The 18,505-nt window shown below is 73.2% G+C and carries 19 protein-coding genes and 2 pseudogenes; 6 read left to right on the top strand and 15 right to left on the bottom strand.

Going from position 1 to position 18,505, the window contains the following annotated elements; translation table 11 throughout:
* Nucleotides 1-5: 5 nt before the first annotated feature.
* Nucleotides 6-449, top strand: a pseudogene (locus SCATT_RS33940) (2-phosphosulfolactate phosphatase); the annotation flags it as partial.
* Between the two features lie 22 nt (nucleotides 450-471).
* Here the strand turns inward: SCATT_RS33940 and SCATT_RS33935 are convergent.
* Both SCATT_RS33935 and SCATT_RS33930 read right to left on the bottom strand, forming a co-directional pair.
* Complete coding sequence (locus SCATT_RS33935) at nucleotides 472-1,629, bottom strand: EstA family serine hydrolase (RefSeq protein WP_014150810.1); 1,158 nt, start codon at nucleotides 1,627-1,629, stop codon at nucleotides 472-474.
* Nucleotides 1,630-1,758: 129 nt separating this feature from the next.
* Complete coding sequence (locus tag SCATT_RS33930) at nucleotides 1,759-2,493, bottom strand: MBL fold metallo-hydrolase (protein WP_014150811.1); 735 nt, start codon at nucleotides 2,491-2,493, stop codon at nucleotides 1,759-1,761.
* A 285-nt stretch (nucleotides 2,494-2,778) separates the two neighbouring features.
* Here SCATT_RS33930 and SCATT_RS33925 point away from each other — a divergent pair, with 285 nt between their 5' ends.
* From SCATT_RS33925 to SCATT_RS33915, 3 genes are all read left to right on the top strand, one after another.
* On the top strand, nucleotides 2,779-3,222 hold the full coding sequence (locus SCATT_RS33925) for a nuclear transport factor 2 family protein (protein WP_014150812.1): 444 nt from the start codon (nucleotides 2,779-2,781) through the stop codon (nucleotides 3,220-3,222).
* A 35-nt stretch (nucleotides 3,223-3,257) separates the two neighbouring features.
* Nucleotides 3,258-4,202, top strand: coding sequence for an alpha/beta hydrolase (locus SCATT_RS33920; RefSeq protein ID WP_014150813.1), 945 nt, complete (start codon nucleotides 3,258-3,260; stop codon nucleotides 4,200-4,202).
* A 237-nt stretch (nucleotides 4,203-4,439) separates the two neighbouring features.
* Nucleotides 4,440-5,087 (top strand): CGNR zinc finger domain-containing protein, encoded by a 648-nt coding sequence (locus SCATT_RS33915; RefSeq protein ID WP_014150814.1) that lies wholly within the window; start codon nucleotides 4,440-4,442, stop codon nucleotides 5,085-5,087.
* On the opposite strand, the pseudogene SCATT_RS33910 reads toward SCATT_RS33915, so the two are convergent.
* The 5 genes and pseudogenes from SCATT_RS33910 to SCATT_RS33890 all read right to left on the bottom strand — a co-directional run.
* Nucleotides 5,071-5,283 (bottom strand): annotated as a pseudogene (locus SCATT_RS33910) (methyltransferase); the annotation flags it as partial. The gene SCATT_RS33915 and the pseudogene SCATT_RS33910 overlap by 17 nt on opposite strands.
* A 161-nt stretch (nucleotides 5,284-5,444) precedes the next feature.
* Nucleotides 5,445-6,239 (bottom strand): HD domain-containing protein, encoded by a 795-nt coding sequence (locus SCATT_RS33905; RefSeq protein ID WP_014150816.1) that lies wholly within the window; start codon nucleotides 6,237-6,239, stop codon nucleotides 5,445-5,447.
* Nucleotides 6,240-6,386: 147 nt separating this feature from the next.
* Complete coding sequence (locus tag SCATT_RS33900) at nucleotides 6,387-6,905, bottom strand: hypothetical protein (RefSeq protein ID WP_014150817.1); 519 nt, start codon at nucleotides 6,903-6,905, stop codon at nucleotides 6,387-6,389.
* 149 nt (nucleotides 6,906-7,054) lie between these two features.
* Nucleotides 7,055-7,630 (bottom strand): signal peptidase II, encoded by a 576-nt coding sequence (lspA, locus tag SCATT_RS33895; protein ID WP_407696542.1) that lies wholly within the window; start codon nucleotides 7,628-7,630, stop codon nucleotides 7,055-7,057.
* Between the two features lie 81 nt (nucleotides 7,631-7,711).
* On the bottom strand, nucleotides 7,712-8,629 hold the full coding sequence (locus SCATT_RS33890; RefSeq protein ID WP_014150819.1) for a LysR family transcriptional regulator: 918 nt from the start codon (nucleotides 8,627-8,629) through the stop codon (nucleotides 7,712-7,714).
* 135 nt (nucleotides 8,630-8,764) lie between these two features.
* Here SCATT_RS33890 and SCATT_RS33885 point away from each other — a divergent pair, with 135 nt between their 5' ends.
* Nucleotides 8,765-9,199, top strand: a complete 435-nt coding sequence (locus SCATT_RS33885) for a tautomerase family protein (protein ID WP_014150820.1) — start codon at nucleotides 8,765-8,767, stop codon at nucleotides 9,197-9,199.
* Between the two features lie 19 nt (nucleotides 9,200-9,218).
* On the opposite strand, the gene SCATT_RS33880 is transcribed toward SCATT_RS33885, so the two are convergent.
* The 8 genes from SCATT_RS33880 to SCATT_RS33845 all read right to left on the bottom strand — a co-directional run bounded on the left by SCATT_RS33880 (nucleotide 9,219) and on the right by SCATT_RS33845 (nucleotide 17,365).
* On the bottom strand, nucleotides 9,219-10,157 hold the full coding sequence (locus SCATT_RS33880; protein ID WP_014150821.1) for an aminoglycoside phosphotransferase family protein: 939 nt from the start codon (nucleotides 10,155-10,157) through the stop codon (nucleotides 9,219-9,221).
* A 66-nt stretch (nucleotides 10,158-10,223) separates the two neighbouring features.
* The gene (gene argG, locus SCATT_RS33875; protein WP_014150822.1) at nucleotides 10,224-11,666 is read right to left on the bottom strand and encodes an argininosuccinate synthase; all 1,443 of its coding nucleotides are present in this window, start codon (nucleotides 11,664-11,666) and stop codon (nucleotides 10,224-10,226) included.
* A 122-nt stretch (nucleotides 11,667-11,788) separates the two neighbouring features.
* Nucleotides 11,789-12,331 carry a Clp protease N-terminal domain-containing protein gene (locus tag SCATT_RS33870; RefSeq protein WP_014627058.1) on the bottom strand — a complete coding sequence of 181 codons (543 nt, stop codon included), beginning with the start codon at nucleotides 12,329-12,331 and terminating at the stop codon, nucleotides 11,789-11,791.
* Nucleotides 12,332-12,336: 5 nt separating this feature from the next.
* Nucleotides 12,337-12,582: a hypothetical protein gene (locus SCATT_RS33865; protein WP_014150824.1), complete on the bottom strand. Its 246-nt coding sequence runs from the start codon at nucleotides 12,580-12,582 to the stop codon at nucleotides 12,337-12,339.
* 185 nt (nucleotides 12,583-12,767) lie between these two features.
* The gene (locus SCATT_RS33860; RefSeq protein WP_014150825.1) at nucleotides 12,768-13,223 is read right to left on the bottom strand and encodes a GNAT family N-acetyltransferase; all 456 of its coding nucleotides are present in this window, start codon (nucleotides 13,221-13,223) and stop codon (nucleotides 12,768-12,770) included.
* Between the two features lie 38 nt (nucleotides 13,224-13,261).
* Nucleotides 13,262-14,134, bottom strand: a complete 873-nt coding sequence (locus tag SCATT_RS33855; RefSeq protein WP_041823854.1) for a class II glutamine amidotransferase — start codon at nucleotides 14,132-14,134, stop codon at nucleotides 13,262-13,264.
* Between the two features lie 62 nt (nucleotides 14,135-14,196).
* Nucleotides 14,197-15,522, bottom strand: a complete 1,326-nt coding sequence (locus SCATT_RS33850) for an eCIS core domain-containing protein (protein ID WP_014150827.1) — start codon at nucleotides 15,520-15,522, stop codon at nucleotides 14,197-14,199.
* Between the two features lie 511 nt (nucleotides 15,523-16,033).
* On the bottom strand, nucleotides 16,034-17,365 hold the full coding sequence (locus SCATT_RS33845) for a COG1470 family protein (protein ID WP_014150829.1): 1,332 nt from the start codon (nucleotides 17,363-17,365) through the stop codon (nucleotides 16,034-16,036).
* Nucleotides 17,366-17,570: 205 nt separating this feature from the next.
* Here SCATT_RS33845 and SCATT_RS33840 point away from each other — a divergent pair, with 205 nt between their 5' ends.
* Nucleotides 17,571-18,293 carry a helix-turn-helix transcriptional regulator gene (locus SCATT_RS33840; RefSeq protein WP_014150830.1) on the top strand — a complete coding sequence of 241 codons (723 nt, stop codon included), beginning with the start codon at nucleotides 17,571-17,573 and terminating at the stop codon, nucleotides 18,291-18,293.
* Nucleotides 18,294-18,505: the final 212 nt, after the last annotated feature.

Here is an 18,505-nt window from a genome sequence, read left to right as displayed (position 1 = left end):
CGTGCGGTCTGGTCAGGAAGACCGACCTGGCGGGTCGCACCGTCGTGCAGAAGACGACCGCGGGCAGCGTGGGCGTCCTGGCGGTCGCGGAGGCGCCACTCGTGTTGTGCGCGAGCTTCGTCGTGGCCGGCGCGACGGCGGGGTTCCTGCGGGCGGCGGGTTCCGGCGCGGTGACGTTCGTCGTCACCGGTGAGGAGGGGCGGGCGGAGGAGGACGTGGCGTGTGCGGAGTACGTCGCGCGGCGCGTCGGTGGCGGTGGTGTCGAGGGGGTGGAACCGTATCTGCGGCGCGCCCGGAGGTCGCGTGCGGCGGCCGATCTCGCCGCGGGGGTGCGCCGCGGATACGCGGGGGTCCACCGGGACGACGTCGAACTCTGCCTGGAGGCCGACCGGTTCCCGTTCGCCATGGTGGCGCGTCGGGAAGGGGCGGGGCTGAGAGAGTCCCCGTAAGCGGGCGCCGTGGGGGCGGGGCTCAGCGGAGGCGGTCGACGGCGGTGTGGAGGGCGTGGACGAGGGGGGCGTTCTCGGGGGCGGGGCCGTTGGGGAAGGGGAAGCGGCGGCGGGTGTAGCCGTAGGCGATGGCGTTGCGCGGGTCGGCGAAGGCCTGCTGGCCGCCGGCGCCGCTGTGGCCGAACGCGCCTTGTCCGAGCGAGGGATACAGCTCGGAGGTGGCGTGGAAGCCGGCGGTGAACGCCTTGTGCTCGCGGGTGACCAGTTCGTGGCCGATGGAGTGGATCTGCGCGAAGGCGGCGGTGGTGTCCGGCGTGAGGAGCGGTGGGAGGCCGTCCACCGAGTCGATGGCGATCGCGTACATCCTGGCCAGGCCGCGCGCCGAGGCGACGCCGCCGAAGGAGGCCGGTCCGAGGGCGCGGACGGTCCGGAGGTTGGGCAGTGTCCACAGCTCCGGGTTGTCCGGGTGGTTCCGGTTGAACGCGATACCGGGCAGGCTGTGGGGGCCGGTGGCGCGTGACGACAGCGCGGCCAGCCGCTCGGGGGTGGCCAGCGGGGGCTGCGCGGTCAGGAAGCGGGGTTCCTGGTCCGCCGGGAGTCCGAGGTGGAAGTCGACCCCGTAGACGTCGCGCACCCGCTCGGCGAAGAGTTCCTGGACGGTCCGGCCGGTGGCGCGGCGGACCACCTCACCGGTGAGCGCCGCGGCGACCAGCGCGTGGTAGCCGAAGGCGGTACCGGGACGCCAGTACGGGCGCTGCCTGGCGAGGCGGGCGGCGACGACCCGGTCGTCGGCGAGTTCGTCGGGGGTGAAGCCGGTGTCCGCGCCGACCAGTCCGGCCCGGTGTGCCAGCAGTTCACGCAGGGTGATCTCCCGCTTGCCTTCGGCGGCGAACTCCGGCCAGTAGTGGCTGACCCGCTCGTCCAGGTCGAGCACGCCTTCCTGGACGAGCAGGGCGACGATCAGGTGTGCGGCGCCCTTGCTCGCGGAGTAGGCGCCCAGCAGCGAGTCGCCGGTGATCTCCGGCCCCGTCCACAGGTCCACGACGCGTTCGCCGTGCCAGTACGCGACCACCTGCGCGGCCAGGTCGCCGCCCTCCCGCCGCACGGCCGCGGCGAACGCGTCCCGTACCGGTTCGAACCCCTCGGCCACGGTGCCCCGCGGCGTGTCGTGCTCCGGCATGGCTTCCTCCCGATGGTGAGGCGTCGCCCGGCCCGCGCCGGGCACGTCCGAGGCTAGCAGAGTTAGTAACCATTGGTTAGAAATAGCGGGAGTGGCGGCCGTCACCTCCGACTGCGTCCGGGGCGCGCGTCACTCGCCGAGCAGGGCGACGGCCCCGTACCAGACCGGGCCGGGGTTGAGCCGGTCGGGGTGGCGGCGGAGCATCTCGTCGAAGAAGTCACGGGCGTTGGAGCAGGTGTCGAGCAGCTCGGCGACGTCACGGAGGTATCGCCGGGTCTGGTCGAGGACGGCCGGGGAGTCGGGCAGTGCCGTGTTCTTGTGGCCGGCCACGACGGCCGTCGGGTCGAGCGCCTCGACCTGGTCGAGGGCGTCCAGCCCGCCGTCCGCGCCTTCGAGGAAGTACTGGTGGACGCCGTTGTAGGCGACGTCGCCGGCGATCACGAGGCCGGTGGAGGGCACGTGCAGCACGGTGGTGTGGTCGGTGTCGGTGTGCCCGGTCTCCACCGCCCGCAGCACGTCGCCCTCCAGCTCGAACCCGTCCGCCGGGACCGGCTCGGCGAGCACCGGGCTGTCGGGGATCAGGCCGGGCCACTGCTTGTCCCACAGCTGTGCGCGCCCCGTGGTGGCCTGCTCCCGCATGACCGTGATGGTGCCTTCGGTGGCGTACACCGTGGCGCCGGGGAACCGCTTGAGCAGCTCGCCGGTGCCGAACCAGTGGTCGCCGTGGCCGTGGGTGACGTAGACGTACCGCAGCCGCTTGCCGGACGCCTCGATCCAGTCGCCGACCTCGGCGATCTGGTCGTGGGTGAAGGGCGGGTCGACGAGCGCCGCGTCCCGTTCACCGTGGATCAGGGTGCTGGTCACCGGCGACGAGACGATCGGGCGGCCGTCCGGCAGACGCTGCCCCCGGCACGCGGCGCCCCCGCCACGACGAGGGTCGAGTACGCCAGGGACTTGGGGGTGGTCATGGTGTCCTCCTCCGACAGAGCGAAATCTGTAAACGATTATAGGGTATGTCGCGGAAGCCTCGACGGGCACGGTTCGCTTGGAGTAAATGCACACACCTCACAGAGGCCATCACGCTATGGTTATGTTGATGGCATACAGCCGAGCCCGCGATCGGCGCGGGCGGGAGAGGAGCCGGTTTCCATGAGTGCGCAGCAGCGGGGCGGGAACACCGAGGACGGGGTCGCCGTCCAGCCGTGGACCGAGGCGTTCGCGGCCCAGGACCCCGAGGCGTTCGCCGCCGCCTTCGCCGAGGACGTGGTGCTGGAGGCATCGGGGCTGCGTGTGCCGGTCACCGGGCGGGAGGACGTCGCCCGGGTGATGGGCGCGGCCAGCGGCATCTACGAGTCGTTGGTGTTCACGCACGAGACGGCGAGCGGGACGCGCCGCTACCTCGAATGGGAGGCCACCGCGCTCGGCGGGGTCGCCCTGTCCGGCTGCACGATCCTCACCACCGGCGACGACGGCCGTATCGTCCGGGCGGTGATACAACACCGCCCGCTGGACGGACTGCTCGCCTTCTCCGCCGAGTTGGGCCGGCGGCTGGCCGGCGTCGTCGCCCCCGTCCACTTCCACCCCGCCGGCTGACCGCGCGGTACGCGTTCCCACCAAGGATGGTCACCATGGCCGACCACGCACCGAAGGCACCCGTGCGCACCGAGCACGTCGCGTTCCCCGCCGACCGGGGGGCGACCCTGCGCGGCATCCTCCACCTGCCGCCGGACGCGGCCCCGGACGACGCACCCCGTCCCGCGATCACGATGGCGCACGGCTACGGCGGGACGATCCACCACGGCCTGCTCCCGTTCGCCGAGGCGTTCGCCCGGGCCGGGTTCGTCGTCCTCACCCACGACCACCGCGGGTTCGGCGCCGCCGACGGGGAGGGGGACGAACGCCAGGACATCGACCCCTGGCAGCAGATCGCCGACTGGCGGCGCGCCGTCTCCTACCTGGAGAGCCGCCCGGAGGCCGACGCCGACCGCATCGGGCTGTGGGGCACCAGCTACGCCGGCGGCCACGCCGTCGTGCTCGGGGCGACCGACCGGCGCCTGAAGGCAGTGGTCGCCCAGGTGCCCACCATCAGCGGATACCAGCAGGGCCTGCGACGCGTCCCGCCGGAGGGCACGGCCGCCCTGGAGGCCGCGCTGGACGAGGACGAAAGGGCCCGGCTGCGGGGCGAACCGGCCCGCCGGCAGGCCCTGGTCGGCGACGACCCGAAGACACCGGCCTCGTACCGGACCCGGGAGGCCATCGACTTCCACCTGCGGTGGCCGCCGCGGGACGGGTGGCGCAACGAGGTCACCGTCCGCTCCACCCGCGCCGCCCGCATGTACGAACCCGGCGTGTGGGTCCCGCGGGTCTCCCCCACCCCGCTGCTCATGGTCGTCGCCCGCGACGACACCGTCACCCTCACCGACCTGGCCCTGGAGGCCTACGAGAAGGCACGGGAACCCAAGCGCCTGGCGCTGATCCCCGGCGGCCACTTCGACCCGTACACCACCGAGTTCGACAAGGCGTCCACCGCGGCGCTGGACTGGTTCCGCGAACACCTGACGCCGGCCGGCTGACCGGACACCACCGTTGGGCCGCATCACCCGGCGAAGCAACCGACCATCCTTCGGCCCTTACCCGCTGCTACCCTGGGATTCGACGGCTTCGCCGGAACCTCCGTCGCCAACAGCGGAGATCCATCGGCCGCGATCACTGACGAGCGGTCCACCGACAGATGCCCGGTCACTTCGCCGTGCGATGCGGGCGCGGCCGGTACCGGACGGGCCCGGGCCCACGTGGGAGGTGCATGCGCCATGACGGCCTCGGACTGGCCGGCCACCGGCCGCTACGGGCTGGATCCGGCCCCCGGACGCCTCGGCCTCGTCCAGGACCTCCTCAACACCGTGGCGGCGGGCGCCCCCCGTGAGCCCGATCTGCTCGCCTCGCCGGAGGCCGCGCGGGCATGGGCGGACCAGGCCCTGGCCCGGTGGTCGGCGGTCACCGGACGGCAGCCGCGCGGGGTCGTGCTCGACGCCGACGGGCTGGAGGAGTTGCGGGCCTTCCGCGACGACCTGCACCAGCTCGTCGCGCAGGGGCCGCCCTCCGGCGAGGACGGTCCGGGGCCCGCCGCCGTCCTGCACTCGACGGCCGCCTCCCTCCAGCTCGGTGACGACGGCGTGGTGCGCCTCGAACCACGCGGCACCGGCTGGCACCGCCTCGCCGCCCTCGTCCTGGGCGCCGCCTTCGAGGCCCAACTGGGCGATACCTGGCGGCGGTTGAAGACCTGTCGCAATCCACGCTGCCGCGTCGGCTTCTACGACCGTTCCCGTAACAACAGCGGCGTCTGGCACGACGTGAAGACCTGCGGTAACGCGGCCAACCTGCGGGCCTACCGCGCACGTCGGCGGGCGCACGCCACCGGTGACGGAGACGGGGAGGTCCGACTCACAGGCGACAGCTGATCTCCATGCCGTCCCCGACGGGGAAGGTCACGTTCCGGTAGCCGTTCGCGGGGTCGCGTACGTGGTCGAGGTACGGTCGCGGGGCGCCCTCGCCCTGGTCGACGTCGTCGGCGATGACGAGGGCGCCGGGGCTCAGGACCGGTTCGAGCAGGCGCAGCACGGGCAGGCACAGGTCCTTCCAGCCGTCGAGCAGGGCGATGCCCCGTCTTCCACCGGAACGCGCCGTGGCCCGCGGGGAGTTGGCCGCCGACCTCGATCTGACCGCCGAGACCGACCAGCTCATGGGGTCCGTCTACTACTCGACCGCCACGGGCTGACGGCGCAAGGCTGACGCGCCCCCGCACGACCCGGTGCCGGTCAGCTGTCGAACGGCGCGGCGAGGAGCATGTCTTCCACGGTGGGCACCGGGAAACCGGGGATGTGGCGTCGGCCGACCTCGACGAAGGGATGCATCAGCTCCGCCATGGGTTTGGTGCGGCACAGGGAGAGGATGCGGTCGACCGCGTCCTCCTTGAATCCCTCCCGGGGGAAGGCGGTCAGCACCTCCTCAAGGACGTCGGACGGGATCTGCTGGAGGCCGTTGCCGCTGAAGTCGAGGCCGGAGCCGACGGACACCATGGCGATCTCCGGCCTCTTCCGGGTGGCGATCCCGACGCTGGTGTGCAGCGCGATCGCGTCCCACACCAGCGCCGCCCGGTCGGCGGACATCCGGTGCCGCAGCAGGAAACGCTGCGCGGCGTCGGCACCGTCGACCTCGAAACGCTCGGTCGGGGTCTGGAACGACTCGACCAGTCCGAGATCGTGCAGCACGGAGGCGACGAAGACCAGCTCCCGGTCGTAGCGCACCCCACGCCGGTCGAAGACCAGGGCACCGAAGACATACGTCCGCATGACGTGGTTGAAGAGCACCTCGGGGGCGGCGCCCCGGGCGAACGCCACGGCTTCCCGGGCGAGCCGGCTGTCCGGGATGGGCACCCCGGCCACCGAAGAAGGCAGCGCGTCGGGGCGTGGGCCCGGCGTCGCGGCCCGTGCGGCGGGGGCGGCCACCGCACCCGTGGTGAGCGCGGTCACCGCGCCGGCCACGGCGATCGAGGCACCGCGGCCCAGCACCATGCGCCGGGTGACGTCGTTATGCTCGTTGCTGTTGTCCATCACGTCGTTCGGCCTTCTCGTCGTGGGTTGACGTGCGAAAGCCTAGGAACGGCACCGATACGCCCGACAGTGGCGAAGAAGTCAAAGGGCCCCCGGTTCCCGCCACGTCGGCCGTGGCGGAACCCGGGGCCCGGACGTCCGTGCCGGTCAGAGGAGTGCCTTGGGGCTGTAGGTCAGCGGCATGGTGCCGGTGGGGGGCGTGTATCCGGCCGGGTAGGTGACGGTGCCCTGGGCACCGGTCTGGTAGGTGCCGGGCGCGTACGGCGTGTACGCGTTGGCGGACAGGCTGCCGGAGGACCACGTCTCCATGAGGTCGCCGGCGACGGCGAGCGCGCCGTTCTTGTAGAGGTTGGCGCTCATGGTGAGCTGGGAGACCGGTGCCGTGCAGCCGATGCTCGCCGAGCCGTAGACGATGGTGCTGGTGTGTATGGGGGTGTTGACGGTCAGCGTGCAGGTGACGCCGGTCTGCGCGGTGGCCGGGGATCTGGTGACGGTGGCGTGTGCCGTGCCGAGCGACACGGTGGCGTGGGTGACGCCGGCGGGCACGGTGAACGTGGTCGCCGAGGCCGTGGTGGTGGCGGCGTCGGCGGTGCCGGTGGCGACGGCCATGCCGCAGGCGGCGAGCGCGACGGTGGTCACGGTGGCGAGCAGGGAGCGGACGAGCACGGGGCCTCCTCGATGGATGTAAGGCACCAGCATGCGGGCACCCCGGCCCCGGAGGGACCGGTTCCGTCGAAGTCGGCCGCTTTCCCCAACTCCCCCTGCTTCAGGGCTCCTCGGCCGACAGGACGCGCAGCGCGGGCGGGCCCGGCCGGTCACGCCCCGCCGTGCGGTGCCTGGTCCCCCGTGCGTGTGGCTTCCCGCGCGGTGTCGCGGTCGCCGGGGGCGCTGCGGGTGCCGTCGAGTTCCAGCCGGCAGAAGGAGAGGACGACGATCAGGACGCCACCGCAGACGATCGCCCAGTCCGCGAGGTTCATGACGCTGAACCCGCGGACGGCGATGAAGTCGACCACCGCCCCCTGAAAATCCCCGGGCGCACGGAACAGACGATCCGTCAGGTTGCCCAACGCGCCGCCCAGGAGCAGGCCGAGCGCGATCGCCCACGGGACGCTGTACAACTTCCGCGCCAGCCGGAAGATCGCCACCGCGACGGCGGCGGCGATCACCGTGAAGACGATCGTCACCGCCGCACCGAAACTGAACGCCGCCCCGGAGTTGCGCGTCACGTCCAGTTCGAGCCAGCTACCGATCACCTCGACCGGTGCGCGGTGCTCCAGATGACCGACCACCCACATCTTGCTGCCCAGGTCGATCCCGTAAGCGACCGCCGCCACCGCCAGCAGCAAGGGAACCCGCTTCCCACCCGCACCGCCTCGCCCCGCGACCGCCACCGTAAGCCCCTCCACGTCGCCGTCCCGCCACCCGGATCCACACCGGGCCGGGAGTCATTCTCCCTCCGGACGCCCGCACGCTCACCCCGGGCCGTCGGCGAGGGCGGCGGCTTGGTGGCGGAGGGCGTGCACCAGGGCTTGGGAGGGGCCGGGGAGGGGGCCGGGGAGGCGGACGAGGTTGACGCGGCGGATCTCCTCCGCGACACCGTCGACCTCGACGAAGTGGATGCCGGGCGGGACGGCGGGGAGCAGGACGGGTGGGGCTGTCGTGATGCCGGCCCCGGCGGCGACGAGGTGGAGTTTGGTCAGCCAGTCGCGGGCGGTGTGGTGGACCTTGGGTCGTCCGGGCAGGCCGGGCCAGACGCCGAGCAGGGGTTCGTCCGCGCCGGCCGGGCCGGCGATCCACGGTTCGCCGACGATCTCTTCGACGGCGACGCGGGTGCGCCCGGCGAACGTGCCGTCGGCCGCCACCGCGACCGCGAGGTGGGTTTCCACCAACGGTTCGACGTGCAGCGGCGGGTCGTCGGTGTCGGGTGAGCGGTGCGGGGGCCGGGAGGACAGCAGGGCGAGGTCGATGGTGCCGGCGCGCAGCGCGCGGACGAGTTGGGGGGTGGTCGCCTCACGGGTGGTCACCTGGAGGCGGGGGTGGTCGCGGCGCAGCGTGGCCAGGGCGCGGGCGACGACGACCGCTCCGGCGGTGGGGAAGCAGCCGAGGCGGACGCGGCCCGTCTCGGCGCCGGCGCCGCGCAGTTCCCGGTCGGCCGCGTCGAGGGCGTCCAGGGCGACGACGGCGTGGCGCAGCAGCGCGCGGCCCGCGCCGGTCAGCCGTACGCCGCCGGGGTGGCGGTCGAAGAGGCGGGCGCCGGTGGCCTGTTCGAGCGCGGCCACCTGCCGGGAGACGGCCGACTGGGTGTAGCCGAGGGCCCGGGCGGCGGCCGTGAAGGTGCCGCGTTCGGCCACCTCGCGCAGCACCCGCATTCCGGCCACCGTGATGTCCATGAGCGAACAGCATATCCGGCATGCCGAGCATTCGCTGGCCGAATGCCCCCACCCGTTCGTAGCGTGGCGGACGTGAACGGGCGACCCGCCGTTCCGGCCCCTCCGCCGAAGACACCCCGCACCAGGAGAACCGTCATGCCGCTGATCACCATCAGTCTGCGCCAGGGCACCACACCCGAGTACCGCCGCGATGTCTCCACGGCCATCCACACGGCCATGGTGGATGTCCTGAAGATCCCCCAGGACGACCAGTTCCACGTGTTCCACGAGGTCACGCCCGACAACTTCGTCATCCAGCCGGTTGTCTTCGGCCTGCCGCGCGGTGAACGCGCCATGTTCATCGCGCTGCACTTGAACCAGCGCACCCCCGAGGTGAAGGACGAGCTGTTCCGGGCGATCGTCGCCAACTTGCGGGAGCTGGCCGGCGTTCCGGAGGAGGACGTGATGATGATGATCCTGGAAACGGCCCGGGAGAACTGGTGGGCCGCCGGCCGGGTCGTCGACCCGGTCACCGGTTACGACGAGCGCATGGCCGGCGTCGCCTCGAACCCGGCGGCAGCGGCCGGCTGACCGCCGGGGGCGCGGCTGCTCAGGATCGCCGGGCGGGTTCGGTGAGCGTCTCCGCGAGGCGGTCGGCGAACTCGGTGAGCGTGTCCAGCCAGGCTCCGCCGCGGGTGACGCGGAAGCCGTGGCGGCGGCCCCAGAACGCGGCCTGGACGGCGTGGAGTTGGGCCCAGCGCCGCACGCGTACCCGGTCGAGCCCGGCGGCCTCGGCGAAGACGTCGACGACGCGGCGGGCGGCCCGGCGGGGGTCGTCCGCCCCGAGGAAGGTCGGCGCGCGGGACTTCAGCAGGGTGCCGCCGTCGTAGGCGGGGTCGCCCGCGTACCCCTTGGGGTCGACCGCCAGCCACGGCTCGCGGTCGGCCCGCAGGATGTTCCCGGGGTGGAGATCGCCGTGGACCAGGGTGTCGGGCTGGACGGCGCCGAGTTCGCGTACCGTCGCCAGCGCGGCGTCCACCACGCGGCGCGGCATGGTGTGTGCCAACTCCCCGGCGTCCTTGCGCAGTTGCTCCTCCCAGGCGCCGGCCCGGTCCCGTAGCCGGGGCAGGCCGTGGGGCGCCGGGACGGCGAGCCGGCGGCTGATCCGGGCGGCGGTGGTGACCACCTCGTCGCCGTCCGCGACCTCCGCCAGGGTCGACGGGTGGGCCCGCTCCAGCAGCATGGCGAAGTCGGCGTCGGCGCGCTCGTGCAGCAGGACGGCTCCGTGTCCGTCCCACACCGCGAACGCCTCCGGTTCGTGGACGTTGCCGGGGTGCGGGAACGACACCTTGAGCACGGCGCCGACCCCGGCCCGGCGCACCGGGACGACGATGCCGACGCCGCCGTGCGTCATGTCGCCGTCGGGCACGCACCCCCAGCGGTCCAGCAGTGTCTCCACGATCCCGGGGAGCGCGGCGAGCCAGTCGGCCCCCGGCTCCCCCTCGCGCTCGACGGTGCTCCGCGCGAAGGCCTCCGGTATCACGATCACCGTGGCACCCTAGCGCGGTCGTCCACGGCCGGGGCCGGTGGTGCGTGCCTGGTCCGGCGGGACCGGTCAGTCCGTGCCGGATTCCATCGCGGCGCGGTCCAGCATCTCGTCCTCGGAGACCTCGCCGCGGGAGGCGATGGCCTCGGCGCCGCCCTCGGGCATGCTGCCGATGAGCCCGGTGGCGGCGGCCTGGTCGGCCCCGATGGCGGGGTTGGCGGTGCCGATGAGGCCGAGCCCGGCGTACTGCTCCAGCTTGGCGCGCGAGTCGGCGATGTCGAGGTTGCGCATGGTGAGCTGGCCGATCCGGTCGACGGGGCCGAACGCGGAGTCCTCGGTGCGCTCCATGGAGAGCTTGTCCGGGTGGTAGCTGAACGCCGGCCCGGTGGTGTCGAGGATGGAGTAGTCCTCGCCGCGCCGCAGCCGCAGCGTCACCTCGCCGGTGACGGCGGCGCCGACCCAGCGCTGGAGCGACTCGCGCACCATCAGCGCCTGCGGGTCGAGCCAGCGGCCCTCGTACATCAGCCGGCCGAGGCGCCGCCCCTCGGTGTGGTAGTGGGCGAGGGTGTCCTCGTTGTGGATCGCGTTGACCAGGCGCTCGTAGGCCGCGTGCAGCAGGGCCATGCCGGGCGCCTCGTAGATGCCGCGGCTCTTGGCCTCGATGATGCGGTTCTCGATCTGGTCGGACATCCCCATGCCGTGCCGGCCGCCGATGGCGTTGGCCTCCATCACCAGGTCGACCGGGGAGGCGAACTCCTTGCCGTTGATCGTCACCGGGCGGCCCTGGTCGAAGGCGATCGTCACGTCCTCGGTGGCGATCTCCACCGAGGGGTCCCAGAACCGCACGCCCATGATCGGCTCCACGGTCTCCACGCCGTTCTCGAGGTGCTCCAGCGTCTTGGCCTCGTGGGTGGCGCCCCAGATGTTGGCGTCGGTGGAGTACGCCTTCTCCGTGCTGTCCCGGTAGGGCAGGCCGTGGGCGACCAGCCACTCCGACATCTCCTTGCGACCGCCCAGTTCGGTCACGAAGTCGGCGTCCAGCCACGGCTTGTAGATCCGCAGGTGCGGGTTGGCGAGCAGGCCGTACCGGTAGAAGCGCTCGATGTCGTTGCCCTTGAACGTCGAGCCGTCGCCCCAGATCTGTACGTCGTCCTCGAGCATCGCGCGGACCAGGAGGGTGCCGGTGACGGCGCGGCCGAGCGGCGTGGTGTTGAAGTAGGTGCGCCCGCCCGTGCGGATGTGGAAGGCGCCGCAGGTGAGGGCGGCCAGACCCTCCTCCACCAGCGCCGCGCGGCAGTCGACCAGGCGCGCGATCTCGGCGCCGTAGGTCTTGGCGCGGCCGGGCACCGAGGCGATGTCCGGCTCGTCGTACTGACCGATGTCAGCGGTGTACGTGCACGGGACGGCGCCCTTGTCGCGCATCCACGCGACCGCGACCGAGGTGTCGAGGCCGCCGGAGAAGGCGATACCGACGCGTTCGCCGACGGGAAGGGACGTAAGGACCTTAGACATGGGAAGAGTATGCATGATTACGCATGACCATGCAAGATGCGTCACCGGTCACCGGAGCCGACGTGGCCGGGAAGGCGGCACGGCGGCACCGGGGAACCGTTGCGGCGGCTGACCGGAACGGCCTACGAGGCGCCGGACCCGACGCGGTCGAGGACCGACCGGCGCAGGGCGGCGGGGTCGATGTGAAGGGCCGCGAGGACCTTGATCGCGACGCCCTCACCCTCCGCGAGGATGCCGAGCAGCATGTCTTCGGTGTCGAAGTGCTCCCGCCCGAGGGCGGTCGCCTCCCGGACGGTCAGCTCCAGCGCCTTCTTGGCGTGCGCCGTGTAGGCGGGCCGGGGGAACTGGAAGGCACCGGGGCCGAAGGCGTCGTCGGCCCGGCGCTGGATCTCGGCGAGGTCGATGCCGATCGAGGCGAGGGCGTCCCTGGCCGGCTTGCCGCCGGTCGCGGCCACCCCGGCGTCTTCCAGCAGCCGGATCGTCTCCGCGCACGCCCGTGCCGGCTCCAGACCCTCTTCGCGCAGGACTTCGCCCGCCGTCCCCGCGGTCTGAGCCAGGCCGAGCAGCAGGTGCTCGGTGCCGATGAAGTCGTGGCCCATGGACAGCGCCGCGTCCTGCGAGGCCACTACGGCCCGCTTGGCGAGTTCGGTGAATCGGTCGAACACGGTGGTCAGTCCTCCTTGCCCGTGGCTTTGCGCCGGCCGGCGTGCTTCTCGTGGACGGACTGCCTGCTCACCCGCAGCGCCGTCGCGATGCTCTGCCATGTCCAGCCCTGGTCGCGGGCGTTGTCCACGTGCAGGCGTTCCAGTTCCTCCAGCAGGCGCCGCAGCGCGACGACCGCCTGCAACCCGATGGCGGGGTCCTTGTTGGTGACCTGGACGGCCAGTTCGGCGGCCGGTGAGTCCTCAGCACTCATGCCGTCAGGATGCCCTGACATGAAGGGCGCCGTCAAGGAACCCTGACAGTGCGGCGATCCCCCGTTCCGCTGCCACCGAACACAACTGACGATGCGTCAGAACATGCCCGCGACATCCACCGTCCCCGCGACCCATCGCGAGGTCCGCCTCATCGCCCGTCTCGGGGGCCGGGTTCCGGAGGGCGTCAGCCGCCTACGGGCGGGGCCGGCTCGCGGACCATGAAGACGTCCACCGGGTCCTCGGTCTCCAGGGCGAAGCCGTGCCGCTCGTACAGCCGCCGGGCCGGGCTGCCGCGCAGGACGTTGAGCCGGACGACGGTGGCGTCGCGGTCGCACCGGGCCAGCAGACTACGCAGCACGGCCGTGCCGATGCCGTTGCCGTGCAGACGCGGGGCGAGGTAGAAGTGCTCCAGCCAGTGGGCGTCCTCGGCCGGGCGCAGCGCCACGCAGCCGGCGAACGCGCCGCCCGTCTCGATCACCCAGGTGTGTTCCGGGGCGAACCCGTCCCGCAGCCGCTGCCGTACCCGCCGCTCGTCGTACCGTCCGAGCCGTTCCAGATCCGCGCGCAGCACCACGGCCCGCACCTCGGCCACCGCCTCGGCGTCCGCGCCGGAGGCCGGCCGGATCCGCCACTCCGTCATGGCCGGCAGGGTACCGGGCCGGGCCCGGGGTGGTGCGATCAGGCCGCCTTCTGGGACGCGGCGGCCTCGGGCCGCAGGTCGGCGAGGGTGAGCGGATGGGCGGGCGGCCGGGCCAGGGCGATCCGCGAGGTCACCTCCTGGCCCGGCCCGGCGTGCAGCAGTTCGCCCGGGGCCAGCGGGCGCCAGCGCGGGTTGTCGTCGAGGCGTTCGCTGGCGACGACGACGGCGGGCAGGGTGTCCATGTCCTCGCTGCGGACCCGCAGCCGGCCGCGGCGGCCGTGCTGCTCCAGGTGGCGGGCGCCGTGCTGGCCGCCGGGCGGGCGTTCCAGCACGTACAGCTCGTGGGTCTCGGGGTAGCGCAGCGCCCATAGTTCGCCGGGGGTGATGAGCACCAGGTTGAGCGCGAAGACCGGCAGGTTGTCGGCGATCCAGGTGGCCGCCGTGGTGATGGCGGCGCCCACGTCGCCGCCGTTGGCCTCCGCCTCCCGGGAGATGAGGGCGAAGAAGCGCTCGGAGTCGGTGTCGCCGTGCACCAGGGTGTGCAGGGCGTCACCGAGCCGCGCGTCGAGCCGGTCCAGGCCCTCGATGACGCCGTTGTGCGCGAAGAGGCGGCCGTGCTGCGTGAAGGGGTGGGTGTTGCGGTCCTCCAGGCCGCCGGTGGAGGCGTACCGGACGTGGGCCACGAAGGTGGCGGACTCCACGTGCCGTGCTTCCTGGGCGAAGGCCCGGTCCCGGTAGGCGGCGATCGGTGCCTTGTGCACCTGGGGGCGCCCGTCGGCGTCGAAGAAGCCCAGCCCGGTGCCGTCGGGGTCCCGGCGGCTCTGCACCCGCAGGCTGTCCGGCGCCTCCAGCAGCCAGAAGACCGCGTGTACCCGGTGTGGTGCGCTGCTCATCCCGAAAAGACGGCACATGCCGTCCATGGTGGGCCGGGGAGCCCCGTCGGGCAAGCCGTGCGCCGCCACCCGCCTCCGTCCTACTGGGTGCCCAGCCCCGACAGGTCCACGGTCCAGGTGCGGTCGCCCGCGGCGTTGGCGGTGATCGGCACCGGCTCGTCCGGGTGCTCCGGGTCGAGGGTGGAGCTGAGGGTGTGGGTGACGACGGGGCTGGTCCAGCAGGGGACGTTGCGGTTCCAGGCGCCGTTGTTCCTGGCGACCTTCCAGCGGAAGGAGATCGAGTAGCGCTTCAGCCAGTATCCGGAGGACAACCTCTCCGAGGTGGAGAAGCCGGGGTTGTCGTTGAACTCGATGCTGTTCTGGCTGTTGGTGATGACGGGGTTGTTGTAGGGCGGGTGGTACGGGCCGTCCTGCGCCCAACCCCGGGAGGACGCCTGGTCGTTGTCGAGCCCGTCCTCCTCGACGATCTGCACGTTGGAGTCGGTCACCTCCTGCCAGAAGTGGTAGTTGGTGGCCACCGCCAGCGGGGCGCCGGCCGGGTTCCTCAACCGGGCGACCTGCTGGAACCCGATGCTCTGCTCGGTGTGGAGGCGTTGGCTCGCGGGGCCGTCGTAGGACGACTCGAATTCCAGCACGGGCTTGTCGAGGTCGTACTCCTTGGTGCTGGACCGGGTGGCGCGCCGGGGCGGCGGGCTGTCGCCCTTGATGCCCGCGTCGTCCTTGGTGCGTTTGGGCATCCGCTGGACGGCGGCCCCGTCGGTGGCGCGTTGTGCCGTGGTGCCGGGTCCGGACGGCGCGGCGCCGGTGTCCAGGGGGGCGGCCATGGCCCGGGTGGCGTTGGCCTCCGCTTCGCGTTCGTAGCGGTCGGAGGGGTCGGACAGGCGCAGGCCGTCGCCGTTGTCGGTGCCGGCGACGGGGCCCTTGCGCTGCTGGATGACGTGGGTGAGTTCGTGGGCGAGGGTGTGGTGGTCGCCGCCGCCCTCGCCGAGTACGACGTGGTTGCCGCTGGTGTAGGCGCGGGCGCCGATCCGCGCGGCGGATTCCCGGGCCGCGCTGCCGGTGTGCAGCCGTACGTCGGAGAAGTCGGCGCCCAGGCGGGACTCCATCTCCGCGCGGGTGGACGCGTCCAGCGGCCGTCCGGAGGAACGCAGCACCTGGTGCACCGAGGAGCGCTGCACGGCCGGTCCGCCGTCGCCGACGTCGGCGCGCGGCCGCAGTTCGTCCTCGACGAGGCGGGCCACCGCCTTGTTGCCCATGGTGCGTTGCAGGGCGCGCAGGGAGCCGGGCGGGCGGCCGGAGCGGGCGGCGCCGGCGAGCGGTGCCGGGGCACGGCCACGGGCCGGCCGGTCGGCCCGGGCGGGGGTGTCGCTGTCCGGGGTGCGGCGGGCCGGTTGCTGAGCGCGCATGGTGGTGTGGACCCCTTCCGTCGCCGCTTCGGCACCGGTACCGGCCGCCTGGAACGCGCGGGCCGGTCCCCGGCGCGCGCATGGGGCACGGTACCAACGGGGTCCGGGTGGCCGGCAGCCGTCGCGGGGACATGGTTTCCTTCCCCGTGGGGGCAGTCGGGGCGCACCGCGCGGGCACCGTGCGGGGGCGGGCCCGGGACGTGGGCCGCGCCACGCCCGGGCCCCGTTGACGCCGGGGAGGCCCGGCGTCGATTCTTCCCTTGGCGTGAGCGGCCGTTCGGGTCGCGTCACCGGGCGGCACCAGGGGCGGGGTGGGCTTGAAGGGTATGGGGCGGGCCGGTCCGGGCCCGTCGGGTGTTCCGTGCGGGGGCACGGGGGCGCCCGGGTGAGCACCGGCGGGGTGGGCCGGAGGGGCCGGGGTACGGGATGGCGGGCCGTGGTGGCCGGGCGTACCGACCCCGCCCGTGGCACGGCGTGGCCGGCGGTGGCCGCCGGTGGGACGCGGGGCGGGTCAGCGCCGCAGGGTGCTCAACTCGCCGCTGACGTTGAGGAGTTCGTGGCATTCGGAGGCCTGCTCGCCGGAGGCGGGGGTGCCGGGCTTCTGGCACGTCACACTCGCCGACACGGTCTGCTTCTCCGGGACCTCGATCGGGGTGACCCAGTGGTAGTCCTGGTTGCGGAAGGTCTCCAGGGCGATGGTGGTGATGGTCTGGTCGCCGAACTTGATGGTCAGCAGGCCCTGGTCGCCCTGGAAGTTGGCGGCGACGATGTCGGTGATGGCGAAGACCTTGCCCGCCGGCACCCGGTAGACGCCCACGTTGGCGCCCCCGCCGCCGGTGCGTACGTCGATGGTGGTCGAGCTCTGCCGGCCGGTGCCGGGCTCGGCCAGCCCCGGCCCGGTGCCGCCGGGTCCGCCGCCGGTGCCGCCCGTGCCGCCCCCGGGGGCCGGCTGCGCTCCGGTGCCCGGTGTGCCCTGGCCGGACGCGCCGCCGGCGGCACCGGTGTGCTGCCCGGTGCCGTCCAGGCCGAGCGCCGCCGCCTTCTTGCCGACCGCCTCCGCCGCGGCCTGCTTGGCGGAGCTCTGCACCGCGGGCCGCACGAGGGCGAACCAGGCGAGGAGCAGCGCGATGATCGCGGCCAGCAGCGCCAGCAACCACTTGGGGAAGATGGACAGTTGGAGGAACTCGCCCTCCAGCACCTCCTCCTGGCCGGTCCGTTCCGCCTCGCCGTCCTCCGGCCCGCCGCCGTGGCCCACGGTGATCCGGAACGGCCAGGTGACCGGCTTGCCGAACCAGATCGGCTTGCCGGTGCGGACCTTGGTACGCACGTCCACGGATTCGCCGGGGGCGAGCCGGGGCGCGGCCGGCTGGAACGCGAAGCGCAACTCCTCGCCGGCCTGGCCGGGGACGAGGGTGATCCCGGCCTCGGCGTTCCCCGCGTTCCGTACCGAGGTGCGGTAGCGGGCGCGCAGCCAGCCGCGGCGGCGCCGGGGCGCCAGCTCCGCGCGCAGTTCCCGGAAGGGTGTGACGGTGACCGTGGTCTCGGGCACGGAGACCAGGTCGGGGTGTTCGGCGGGCAGCACCTTGATGCCCAGCGGAACCTCGCCGGCGCGCACGTCCGGGGAGCGCGGCGGTGCGAGGCGCACCGTCACCGTCCGGGACGTCCCCGGGTACAGGGAGATGCGGGCGGGCTCGACCGTGGTCCACGCCGCGCAGTCGCCGACCACCTCGAAGGTGTACGCCTCGACGATGTCGGTCTCGTTGCGCACGGTCAGGTCCGTGGTCGCCTCGCTCCCGGGCGACACCGTCAGCGCGGGGAGGCCGAGTTCGGCAGATGCGGTCACACCCCGACGGTAAGGGGCGGCCCCGGGGGCCGCGTAGAGACGGGGGGGCAGCGCGCGGGCACGCGCCCTGCCCCCGTGGCACGGCCGGGGACGACCGGGGCGCGACCGGGGGCCGCCGGTCCCCGGGGCGTCCGGTCCCGGAGCCCCGGTGAGCACGGAGCACGGTTCGTCGATGGCACGTTTGCACGCACAGATCGGATGGTCGATGACGTCTACTGACATGATCCAGGCCGAGGCGCTGCCGCCGCAGTACGGCCGCGACTGGGCGCCGGTCTCCCCCGGGCGGGACGGCCGGGACGCCGGGCCGGGCAGGGTGGCGGTCGCGGTGTACGCGGAGGACATCATCCTGCACTCCGGCGTCGTCCAGCAGTTACGGCACCGGCCGGAGGTGGAGCTGCTCACCGAGGACGAGGGCGGGAAGGCGGAGGTCTCCTTGATGGTGGTCGACCGGCTCAACGACACCGTGGTCGGCGTCCTGCGCAGGCTGCACCGCAGCACCTCCAGCCGACTCGGACTGGTGGTGGGGCAGTTCGAGACCGGCGGGCTGCAAACGGTGATCGAGTGCGGGGTGGCGGCGGTGATGCGTCGTTCGGAGGCCGATCAGGACCGGCTGGTCCGCCTGGTCACCGCGCTGGCCAACGGGGAGGGGGTGATGCCGGGTGATCTGCTGGGCAAGTTGCTGGACCGGGTCGGCAACCTCCAGCGGACGATGCTCGATCCGCGCGGGCTGACCCTGTCGACGCTGACGGCCCGGGAGGCGGAGATGCTCCGCCTGGTCGCCGACGGCCTGGACACCAGTGAGATCGCGGCGCGGACCTCGTACTCGGAGCGCACCGTGAAGAACGTGCTGCACGAGATAGCCACCAGGCTGGGCCTGCGCAACCGGGCCCACGCGGTGGGGTACGCGATGCGGCACGGTCTGATCTGACGCGGGGTCGTGCCGCGGTGCCGGACGGGGCGGTGCGCCCCGGCCCGTCCGGTGCCGTGGCCGGGGGAAGCCGGTGCCGGTTGCCCTCCCGGGCACCGGTGTCTACCCCCGGTTGGGGTATGCGCGGGTCTGGGCCGGGCGGGCGGGGAGCGTCAGGCTGGTGACCGGTCCGCGACCGCGCCGACAGGCGGGCGGGCCGACGTCGCGGGAGG

Origin of the sequence: Streptantibioticus cattleyicolor NRRL 8057 = DSM 46488 (assembly GCF_000240165.1) — a bacterium.
Lineage (GTDB): Bacteria > Actinomycetota > Actinomycetes > Streptomycetales > Streptomycetaceae > Streptantibioticus > Streptantibioticus cattleyicolor.
Note: the sequence above shows the minus strand (reverse complement) of the source record. Positions and strands in the feature narration are given on the sequence as shown.

Coding starts and splice junctions, on each gene's coding strand:
- SCATT_RS33935 (WP_014150810.1), bottom strand. CDS start 1,629: ATGCCGGAGCACGACACGCCGCGGGGCACCGTGGCCGAGGGGTTCGAA.
- SCATT_RS33925 (WP_014150812.1), top strand. CDS start 2,779: ATGAGTGCGCAGCAGCGGGGCGGGAACACCGAGGACGGGGTCGCCGTC.
- SCATT_RS33920 (WP_014150813.1), top strand. CDS start 3,258: ATGGCCGACCACGCACCGAAGGCACCCGTGCGCACCGAGCACGTCGCG.
- SCATT_RS33915 (WP_014150814.1), top strand. CDS start 4,440: ATGACGGCCTCGGACTGGCCGGCCACCGGCCGCTACGGGCTGGATCCG.
- SCATT_RS33905 (WP_014150816.1), bottom strand. CDS start 6,239: ATGGACAACAGCAACGAGCATAACGACGTCACCCGGCGCATGGTGCTG.
- SCATT_RS33890 (WP_014150819.1), bottom strand. CDS start 8,629: ATGGACATCACGGTGGCCGGAATGCGGGTGCTGCGCGAGGTGGCCGAA.
- SCATT_RS33885 (WP_014150820.1), top strand. CDS start 8,765: ATGCCGCTGATCACCATCAGTCTGCGCCAGGGCACCACACCCGAGTAC.
- argG (WP_014150822.1), bottom strand. CDS start 11,666: ATGTCTAAGGTCCTTACGTCCCTTCCCGTCGGCGAACGCGTCGGTATC.
- SCATT_RS33865 (WP_014150824.1), bottom strand. CDS start 12,582: ATGAGTGCTGAGGACTCACCGGCCGCCGAACTGGCCGTCCAGGTCACC.
- SCATT_RS33860 (WP_014150825.1), bottom strand. CDS start 13,223: ATGACGGAGTGGCGGATCCGGCCGGCCTCCGGCGCGGACGCCGAGGCG.
- SCATT_RS33855 (WP_041823854.1), bottom strand. CDS start 14,134: ATGTGCCGTCTTTTCGGGATGAGCAGCGCACCACACCGGGTACACGCG.
- SCATT_RS33850 (WP_014150827.1), bottom strand. CDS start 15,522: ATGCGCGCTCAGCAACCGGCCCGCCGCACCCCGGACAGCGACACCCCC.
- SCATT_RS33840 (WP_014150830.1), top strand. CDS start 17,571: ATGACGTCTACTGACATGATCCAGGCCGAGGCGCTGCCGCCGCAGTAC.